10 protein-coding genes are annotated in these 9,117 nt (G+C 31.5%); 1 reads left to right on the top strand and 9 read right to left on the bottom strand.

The window, feature by feature from the left end; genetic code table 11:
• Nucleotides 1-313: 313 nt before the first annotated feature.
• From C7958_RS11240 to C7958_RS11225, 5 genes are all read right to left on the bottom strand, one after another.
• On the bottom strand, nt 314-1,243 hold the full coding sequence (locus C7958_RS11240; protein ID WP_111572774.1) for a hypothetical protein: 930 nt from the start codon (nt 1,241-1,243) through the stop codon (nt 314-316).
• A gap of 373 nt (nt 1,244-1,616) precedes the next feature.
• Complete coding sequence (locus tag C7958_RS15675; protein ID WP_166668531.1) at nt 1,617-1,763, bottom strand: hypothetical protein; 147 nt, start codon at nt 1,761-1,763, stop codon at nt 1,617-1,619.
• A 2-nt stretch (nt 1,764-1,765) separates the two neighbouring features.
• A complete protein-coding gene (locus tag C7958_RS11235) occupies nt 1,766-1,990 on the bottom strand; it encodes a hypothetical protein (RefSeq protein WP_111572773.1) in 225 nt (74 codons plus the stop codon).
• Between the two features lie 20 nt (nt 1,991-2,010).
• Nucleotides 2,011-2,646 (bottom strand): NAD(P)H-dependent oxidoreductase, encoded by a 636-nt coding sequence (locus C7958_RS11230; protein ID WP_111572777.1) that lies wholly within the window; start codon nt 2,644-2,646, stop codon nt 2,011-2,013.
• Nucleotides 2,647-2,764: 118 nt separating this feature from the next.
• Nucleotides 2,765-4,222, bottom strand: a complete 1,458-nt coding sequence (locus tag C7958_RS11225) for a gluconokinase (RefSeq protein WP_111572772.1) — start codon at nt 4,220-4,222, stop codon at nt 2,765-2,767.
• A gap of 247 nt (nt 4,223-4,469) precedes the next feature.
• On the opposite strand from C7958_RS11225, the gene C7958_RS11220 reads away from it, so the two are divergent.
• A complete protein-coding gene (locus tag C7958_RS11220) occupies nt 4,470-5,318 on the top strand; it encodes a sensor domain-containing diguanylate cyclase (protein WP_111572771.1) in 849 nt (282 codons plus the stop codon).
• Here C7958_RS11220 and C7958_RS11215 read toward each other — a convergent pair.
• The 4 genes from C7958_RS11215 to C7958_RS11200 form a co-directional block, all read right to left on the bottom strand.
• Nucleotides 5,315-5,836: a Gx transporter family protein gene (locus tag C7958_RS11215; RefSeq protein ID WP_111572770.1), complete on the bottom strand. Its 522-nt coding sequence runs from the start codon at nt 5,834-5,836 to the stop codon at nt 5,315-5,317. The two genes, C7958_RS11220 and C7958_RS11215, sit on opposite strands and share 4 nt — an antisense overlap.
• A gap of 20 nt (nt 5,837-5,856) precedes the next feature.
• Nucleotides 5,857-6,207: a NusG domain II-containing protein gene (locus C7958_RS11210; RefSeq protein ID WP_111572769.1), complete on the bottom strand. Its 351-nt coding sequence runs from the start codon at nt 6,205-6,207 to the stop codon at nt 5,857-5,859.
• A gap of 89 nt (nt 6,208-6,296) precedes the next feature.
• A complete protein-coding gene (locus C7958_RS11205; protein WP_111572768.1) occupies nt 6,297-8,069 on the bottom strand; it encodes a flavocytochrome c in 1,773 nt (590 codons plus the stop codon).
• A gap of 293 nt (nt 8,070-8,362) precedes the next feature.
• Nucleotides 8,363-8,953, bottom strand: a complete 591-nt coding sequence (locus tag C7958_RS11200; RefSeq protein WP_208320758.1) for a TetR/AcrR family transcriptional regulator — start codon at nt 8,951-8,953, stop codon at nt 8,363-8,365.
• Nucleotides 8,954-9,117 lie beyond the last annotated feature (164 nt).

Raw genomic sequence — 9,117 nt, 5'->3', positions numbered from 1 at the left:
AATCCCAATTATAAGGAGTTTTTCTATTTTAAGCAAGTATTTTCGCTGAAAATAGAACTTGACTTTTCTTAAATATTTTTATGCAATGCTAGTGATTTTTTGCCTGAAAAAACAAAAATAAATCCTTTGTTAAGTTAATTTACTCAAGAACTTTTAAAAATTTAACTTCTAACATTGATTAATTGGAAAAATAAAAAAGTACCATAAATAGAAAACACCCAATATAACTTAAAATCCAAGAAATATTGGGTGATCAAAATTGCAATTTAAATAAAGAAAGTAATCTTAAATTTTTAACGATCAATCAATTGTTTTAAAAGTCTAGTGTATTAATCTTAAAATCTTTGTCAGAGGATTCATCTTTGTATTCACTATATTGATTATATCCTTTATATTCTTGGGGAACTGGTAAATTTATTTCTGCTTTTTTTATATCCCATTTATTGGTTTTTGTAACATATATTTTTGTATTAGAATTATCCAAATGGTGAGGCAAATAGAATTTATCTGCACCCTTACCGATCGAATAATCTATATTTTTAATCATAGCAAAAAGTGAAAAATCAGCTGCTGAGTTTATAAATTTCATGTATTCTTCTGGTTTAGCCATTATTACAGGGTCTGCCCAGTCTACTCTCCCCTGTTCTCGCATACTACCATTTTCTACCGGGTAACTATCATTAGATTTAGTAACACTTAAAACATCAAAGAAATAATACCTGCCATTATGTTTAACATAATTAATTATATGTCCCCCATTTCTTTTTGCATTTTTATTCATATGCCTCCACATTAAACCTTCTTCTTCATAGTCGCCCTCTAACAAATAATCAACTAGATTACTCATTCCTGCACAATTACCAGTTTTTGTTTCAAACACTAATTCAATTGGTTCAGAGAATTCCCATTCTATATTTTTAGATCTAACTTTCAAGTTCCCGCTTGAACTATCAAAAAATAAATTCACAAACATTAGAGCTTCATAAACATTATCAATTTCTTTTTGGGCCATTTTTATATCATTTTTCAAATCATAAATATCAACTTTATTTATTTCTGGTTTTCCTAGACTTGAAGCAGGAACCCATATCATATTATTGAATCGGCTTCCCATATCAATTTCAAAATCTGCATTAACTCGAAAATTATAAACATTATATAGAGTACTATCATCAAGAGCATAAACGGAAAAACTAAATATTAAAATGAATAATATAAAAAATGGTATAATTGTTTTTTTCACATAAATTACCCCTTTCAAAAAAATATTTTTTGTTATTAATATAATTCATGATAGAGGTGATATTTCCTTTATTTTCTTTAAAATAAATTTTATTTTCTTTTATGTATTAAAAGTAAATGCACTCTATTTTTAATACATGTTTCTTACTAGCTGCATCCAGTTCCAAAGCTGAAAAAAGTCTACATACGTTGTCTTGAAATTTTATCTACTTTTATTTTTTATCACACACTATATTTAACTTATTTCTAAAATAAATCCTCTTGAAAGTTAAAAAAGGCCCGCTTTTAAAAGCAGACCTCTTTTATTAATACTTATTCAACATTTAGCATTTTTATAATCTGATTTTTACTATTCATCTTAATCAATCAAATCATTATTTTTTTTTGATCCATTTTGGAAGCAGAGATAAAATCACAAAACCAACTCCGGCAATTGATAGATAAAATATTGTATTCTTTAAACTCCCTCCACCCGCTATTGAACCGGCTGCAAAACAGTAGACAGCTGTTCCGGGCAGCATACCTACCCAGGAAAAAATAAAATAGGTGGCAAATTTAATATTTGTAAGGCCATAAATATAATTTTGGGCATAAAAGGCCCCCAGTATCCATACTGATCAATATTTTGTCTGAGATTTGTGATATTTGCCAGGGTCACATATTCATCTAGACCATAATGTCTCAGCAATAAAACACCTGTCATAATAATTGATATTATAACAACAAATTTTAATATTTTTCTATTCATAACCAGCACCTACTTTTATATTATTCTCGGATAAAATTCATAAATTCTTTTTTCTCCTGTTCAGGTGCTTTCACTTCATTTTCTCCTGCTTTTTTTAGTTTCATCAAATAAGCCATATTTTTTGCTAAAACTCTCATGATTTGTTTACCCTCTTTATCTTTTAAAGCATCACCTGGACTGGTTCCATGGATAACATTCCAGTAGTTTGAAGTTGGAATCATCATTTCTGAGTAGTTAAGATAATTACTTAATTGATTGAAAGTGGGTAACCCGCCTGACCTTCTTACAGCTACAACAGGTGCTCCAACCTTATGCCTAAAAATCATTCCATTCACACTTGCTACATAAAAGGCTCTATCTAAGAATGATTTCATTGTCCCTGCGATTGCCGCGTAATGAACTGGTGAACCCAGGATAATTCCATCAGCATTTTTCATTTTTTGAATCCAGCCATTTACCTGATCATCGATAATACAGCGTTCATCCTGACTTTTAACACATTCATTACAGGCCAGACAGCCTCTTATTTTTTTATTACCAACCTGTATAATTTCAACCTCAATTTTTTCTTTCTCAAATTCAGACTCCATAATTTTCAAAGCGTGATAAGTGTTACCTTCTGATTTTGGACTACCATTAAAAGCTATAACTTTAATAATCTTCACCTTCCTTTATAATTATTAACATAATTCTTGATTGTTAATAATTATAACATGATTTGAGATAAATAAAAAAAGCCCGCCTCTCAGAGGGTTTCGCGAACTATTTTCTAAATTATGTTTTATTTAAAGTAAACACTTCATAATTTTTCTGCAGATGTTGGTAGACTTCACAAAAATGCTGATACTTTGAGTCCAGATAAGAAGTGAAATCAGAGTCATTTTTATTAATAACTAGCTTATAGTCCGGAAAATGTTTAAGCATCTCCGAATAAGATATTCCGTCAACAACTTTAATTCCCAGCATAGCAGCTCCTACAGCTGTATTCTGTTTATAATCAGGAATATATTTAATTTCACCAAGTAAATAAGAAAGTAATTTCATAAAATGATCTGTCAGCCCCAGACCTCCGGTCATAATAAGATCAATTTGCTCACAATTATTTAATCTTAGAAGATCTTCATAAATAAGCTTCAGGTGAAAAGCAATACTTTCATAAACAGCAAGAACCAGGTCTTCCCGGCTGTGATTTAAAGAAAGCCCATAGAAAAACCCTCTTGTTTTTTCATTATAACTGGGAGCTCTTTCTCCCATCATTGTTGGGATATAGATAATTTCATTCCCCTGGTATGGTATTTGAGGCAGATTTTCGCTGCTGAATTTTTTTATATCATCATAGCTTAATATATTTTTAAACCAGTCAAAAACTACCCCGGCCCCATTAGTAGCCTCACCAATTATATAAAAGTCCTGATCAATAAAATAATTCCAGGCCCTCCCCTCCGGATCATGAGTATATTCAGAGGAAGTGTAGCGGACTGCTGAACTTGAACCAGCTGTTAAGACAATTTTACTTTTATTTATAGAGCCGGCCCCCAGATTAGCCAGAGCTCCATCTGTAGAACCTAAAATCCCATTGACTTCTCTGTTTTTAATTTTAAATTTAAAGATATGATGGCCGGAATAAACATCTGCTAAATCATTTTCAGACAAAGCAAGTATTTTCAATATTTTTTTATCATATTCCTTTTTTAATGAATTAAAAATTCCAGAGGTTGAGGCCAGAGCATAATCCGTTTTCCATTCGTTGGTTAAACGAAAAATAATATATTCCTTAATAGAAACATATTTATCTATTTTCTCAGAAACATTTTCTTTTAGCCACATTATTTTAGCAGGCCAGTAGGAAGAATGAAGAGGACAGCCAGTTCTGGAATAGAATAAATCTGAATCATAATCTTCACTTAACTGATCTCGATATCTTTCTCCCCTGCTGTCGGCCCAAATAATTAAATTGTTTAACCTTTTTCCCTGCTTATCAACAGCCATAATACTATGCATTACTGATGAAAAAATAATATATAAGTCTTCCTGACCAAACTTTTCTATCCCTTCAGCCAGCAGAGAATAGACTGTATCGAAAATTTGATCAGGATCCTGTTCTGCCCATCCCTGCTGGGGCGAAATCAGTTCATAATTAATAGACTTCTCATATTTTAATTCCAAATTTTCGGTGAGGACATCAATTCTGGCACCATCTGTACCAATATCAAGTCCGGCAAATAATTTCATTTTTGCTCACCAGTCCCTCTATATAAATATATTAAAAATATTTACGCTTATTATAAATATACTTATTCAAAACTAATGGTTTTCCTTTTATTAAACAATAATTAAAGTTTTCACTTGTTTTATTGTCCTGCAGAGAATAAAACAAGCCAAAAAAAATGCATTATATTATTATTTATTTTTATATATTATTCTTTTTGTGATAAAATTAATAAATAAGATTTGTGCAAATTTTTAGCCGTAAAAGGGGATGATAACAATTTTTGAAGATCTGAGTATAGAGACAGTTTTTAATAATTTAACAGTCGGAATAGTAATCTCTAACAAAGAGGGTTCACTTGTTTTTATTAATGATTTAATGACAGAAATAACCGGATATTCACTAAAAGATATCAAGACTGTGGAGCAGTGGTTTGAAGCAGCTTATGATGATTTAGATGAAAGAAAAGAAGTTAAATCTTTTTATGAACAGAAAATGAAAAGGGGAGAAGATTACAATCGGACTTTAAAAATTAAAACTAAAGCTGGAGATAAAAAATATATCGAATTCAGAATTAAACCTCTTAATAATGGTTATCTGCTGGCTAACTTGATTGATGTTAGCAAAAAAGTTGAACAGAGGCAAAAAATTGAATATTTATCTTTTCATGATGAATTAACAGGTGTCTATAATAGACATTATCTCAAAAAGGAGATTGATAAGTTAAACAGTTCAAAAAAATATCCGGTGAGTATTATAATCGGTGACCTGGATAATTTAAAAAAAGTAAATGACAAATTTGGCCACCTTAAAGGAGATTTTTATATCAAAAAAGCAGCAGAAATAATTAAATCCAGCCTGAGAAGTGAAGATATCCTGGCAAGAGTAGGTGGAGATGAATTTGTTATTCTTCTGGCTGAAACAACCAGAAAAGAAGCTGAAAAAATTTCAGACAGAATAACTACAAATTTTGAAAAAGAAAATCATAAAAATGAATACCCTGCAGATTTTAAAATTTCTTTAGGAATCTCTACCGCAAATGACGAGAGTAGGGACATCCAGGTTTGTTATGAATTAGCAGATAAAAATATGTATAAAAACAAAAAAATATTTTTCTAAATTATACAGGTCCTTAAAAATTTTGTTTTACTTAAATATTTAAGCATTTTTTTAGAACTATAACCTACAAATAGACCTGTAGGAATAGAAATAATAATCAGCACTGGTAAGTAAAGGGCAATATTAATGTTTTTAATTATCAATACTGCCATAATAACTTGACCAATATTATGAGAGATCGAGCCAAATACACTGATACCAACAATAGTAAATTCCTCTTTGGGAATTTTTTTTAATAAATACATAACCACCAGGCTTATCAGAGCACCTGAAACACTGTACAAAAATGTTAGAAAAGTTCCTCCAAAAACTGAGGCCATAAATGTTCTTAAAAGAACAATTAGTATTGTCTCGCGCAGACCAAATATATATATAGATATAATTGTAACTATATTAGCCAGGCCAAGTTTGGCACCCGGAACAGCAAAATTAATTGGAATCATACGTTCAAAAATACTTAAAACTATGGCCTGGGATACAAACAGTGAAATTATCACAAGCTTCTTTGTTCTAGTCAATGTTTTCTCCCCCTTCTTTTTTAATCCATTCCTTTAATCTGAACCAGGACTTGATGCGGCAGACATACTATCATTTTACCTGGTTCACTAATAAAGCCTGTATTTATTCCAACTTTATTTCTGCAGTCTGCTTCAATCATTTCGACTCCACCATTATATATTTTTAATATATTCAAACCGAAATTGCTTTTGATAGGAATAGTTTCTTCATAATCATTATTTTTTATAACAACTCTGCGATAAATCTGACTTCCAACCTGAACCTCAATAATTTTTTTGGCTTCTTTATTTGAATCAATATTAAAAAAGAATATAAAAGCAAGAGAAATCAGCAGTAAAACTATAATACTTATTATTTCCTTTTTCTTCATAAACCATTGTCACTCCAGTTGACTTATTTAAGATAAAAGGCCCCCTTTAAAATTTTTATTTCTAAAGGGCAGCCTAATTTAATCATTAATTATTTTATTTCTGCAGGTGAATTTTTAACTACAGCTTCTCCTGCAATTCTACCAAACACAATTGTATCAGGCAGAGCATTACCACCTAATCTATTTGTTCCATGGATACCACCTGTTACCTCACCAGCAGCAAAAAAGCCGGGGATAACATTGCCATCTGTATCAATTACCTGGGTATCCGAATTAATTTTAATTCCACCCATTGTATGGTGAGCTGTAGGTACTCTTGGACTTGCATAATAAGGAGGTTTATTTAACTTTTTGTCAAATAATGTTTTACCAAACTCATCATCTCCAGTTTCTACAGCTTTATTATACTTTTCAATTGTCTGAGCAAATGCCTCAGGATCTACATTCATTTTCTCTGCCAGTCCTTTAATGGTCATAGCTTTGAGAGTTTTACCTTTGGCTACAAGCTCTTCAATTGTTTCATTAAATGAGTTTTTGGACCCAGCCGGCATGGAATGCGCATCACATACTATATACATAAAGCTATCTGGCTGATCGATAAGTGCATTTGTCATTACATCTCTTCTATCTGATTCACTGACAAATCTCTCACCATTTTTGTTGACAAAAATATAGTTTTCAACACTCATACCTGCCCAACCTTTGAGTGAGCCTGTTTTGGGATCACCTAAAGGAAGACTCTGAATATATTCCATCCCAACCAGATCCGCATCTACTTTTTCTGCCATAACGATTCCATCACCAGTAGCTCCAGGGTGATTGGTTGTTTTAGTTTTTTCGTCTAGCAGAGGATTATATTTCTTTCTCATTTCAACATTTGCCGCAAATCCACCTGCTGCCATAACCACACCCTGGCTGGCTCTGATTTCAAAATTACCATCTTCTGTGCTGGCTTTAACTCCAACAACTCGTCCATCTTCTGTAATCAGTTCTTCTGCTTTTGTATTAAGTAAAATTTCTACACCATTTTTTTCTGCCTGATCGCGCATAGTGTTTATAAATCCGTTTCCAACTGGCTCACTGGGTGCATGACTTCTGGGCCAGAGTGCACCAAGTACAGTAAATATTTCATCTTCAAAACCCATGCCCATACTTTCCAACCAATCTATCCCTTTATTTGCATTATCAACCAGGGTATAAATCAATTTGATTTTACCTTCTTTATCACCACCAGTATATGTATGATAAAAATGTCTTTCTACAGAATCTTCTATCCCCTGCTCTTTTTGTCTTTCTGGATCAACTGCATTATAGGCTCCACCGGCTCTAATTGAATTCCCCCCAAGCATCGGCATTTTCTCTAGAAGAATTACATCGGCTCCCTGATCACTGGCGGTCACTGCAGCAGCTAAACCTGCATTACCACCTCCAATAACAACTACATTCGTAGTTCTATCTTCTATCTTCTTAGCTGCTTTTTTTTCAATTTTTTTGTTTTTTAAGAAATCAACATCAGCACCTGCTTTTTTTAATGCATCTGTAACTGCAGCTAACAGCCCTTTACTGGCAAATGTTGCACCAGAAACTGCATCTACTGCTAATGACTGATAAGCAAGAATATCCTCTGGTATTTTCTCAAATACAGCATCAGTCATCCCATCGGTTTCATTTTCTGAAACTACTTCAATATTAGTAATTTCATCTTTAGCGACTGTAACTTTAACCTCAATTGTTCCATTCATCCCTTCTCCATTACCACTATATGTACCTGCTTCCAGACTCATTACTGCTGCTCCTGCAGGAGTAACCAATAATGATAAAGTAAGCATTACTGAAAATAAAATAATTGATAACTTTTTCATTTTTTTATCTTCCCTTCTTTTTGTTAATTTTTGAAATTTGTTTGATAGTGCTTTTTTGTGAAAAAATTAACTTTAATATCAAAAAAATATATTTTTCCCTTTTTACTTTAAAACTTTTAGTTATCCCCTAAAATATTTACTACTTAAAAACTAAGCACTACTTTACTTAGCAAATCACCTCCCTGAATGTTCTATAGATTCTATTCAGTGAATTAATTCACTGAATGCGTTCAGTTTATCACAAAATAATAATACTGTCAAAATACATAAACAGCTTTATTTTTAAATTATATTTAACAATCTTCTTGTTTAATAGAAAGATAGTCACAGACAGAGTCTATAAATGATTCTGAATAATTTATAATATCATAACTGCCATCATTAACAGCCCAGTCAAAGACAACTCCTCTCATTACTACAAAAGAAAATCTGACAGCTTCTTTCGGAGTCATTCTATTCGATATTTGATTCTTCTGCTGTCCTTCTGCAATAATATCTTCCAAAATTGTTTGCATAGCTCTTCCCTTTTTAATAAAAAGCTTATTGTTTGGTATATAGAGTTTTTTTACCATATCGATACCCTCACTTTTGACAAACTTTATATAATGAAAAAGATACTCTCTCACCTTCTCCAGGCTGTTCTCTGACTTTAAATTTTCATAAACTGTATTTTCAAAATAATTATCTGATTTTTTATATATCTCAAATAAAATATTTTCTTTGCTTTTAAAATAATAATAAAAAGTCCCCACAGAAACATCTGCCCTATCACAAATTTCATTAACAGAAATATTATCAAAACCCTTTTTTTGAATCAATTTGACAGCATTTTTATAAATATTCTCTTTTGTTAATTTAGCCTGTATATCGCGGCTGGTTGACATTTGCATCCTCCTTTACAGTTATTTCTTTAGTATTTTTATACCAAAAATCTATTGCTTTTAAGCTGCATTTTCTGCAGCCCTGACTACTTATTGAGCAGCTTTATTAGATCAGTTCTAAAATGATTTTAGTAACAAATACTTTTATACTTAAATTCACATTTAGA

Source organism: Halanaerobium saccharolyticum (assembly GCF_003259895.1).
Classification (GTDB): Bacteria; Bacillota; Halanaerobiia; order Halanaerobiales; family Halanaerobiaceae; genus Halanaerobium; species Halanaerobium saccharolyticum_A.
This window is presented reverse-complemented; position numbering and strand designations above follow the sequence as displayed.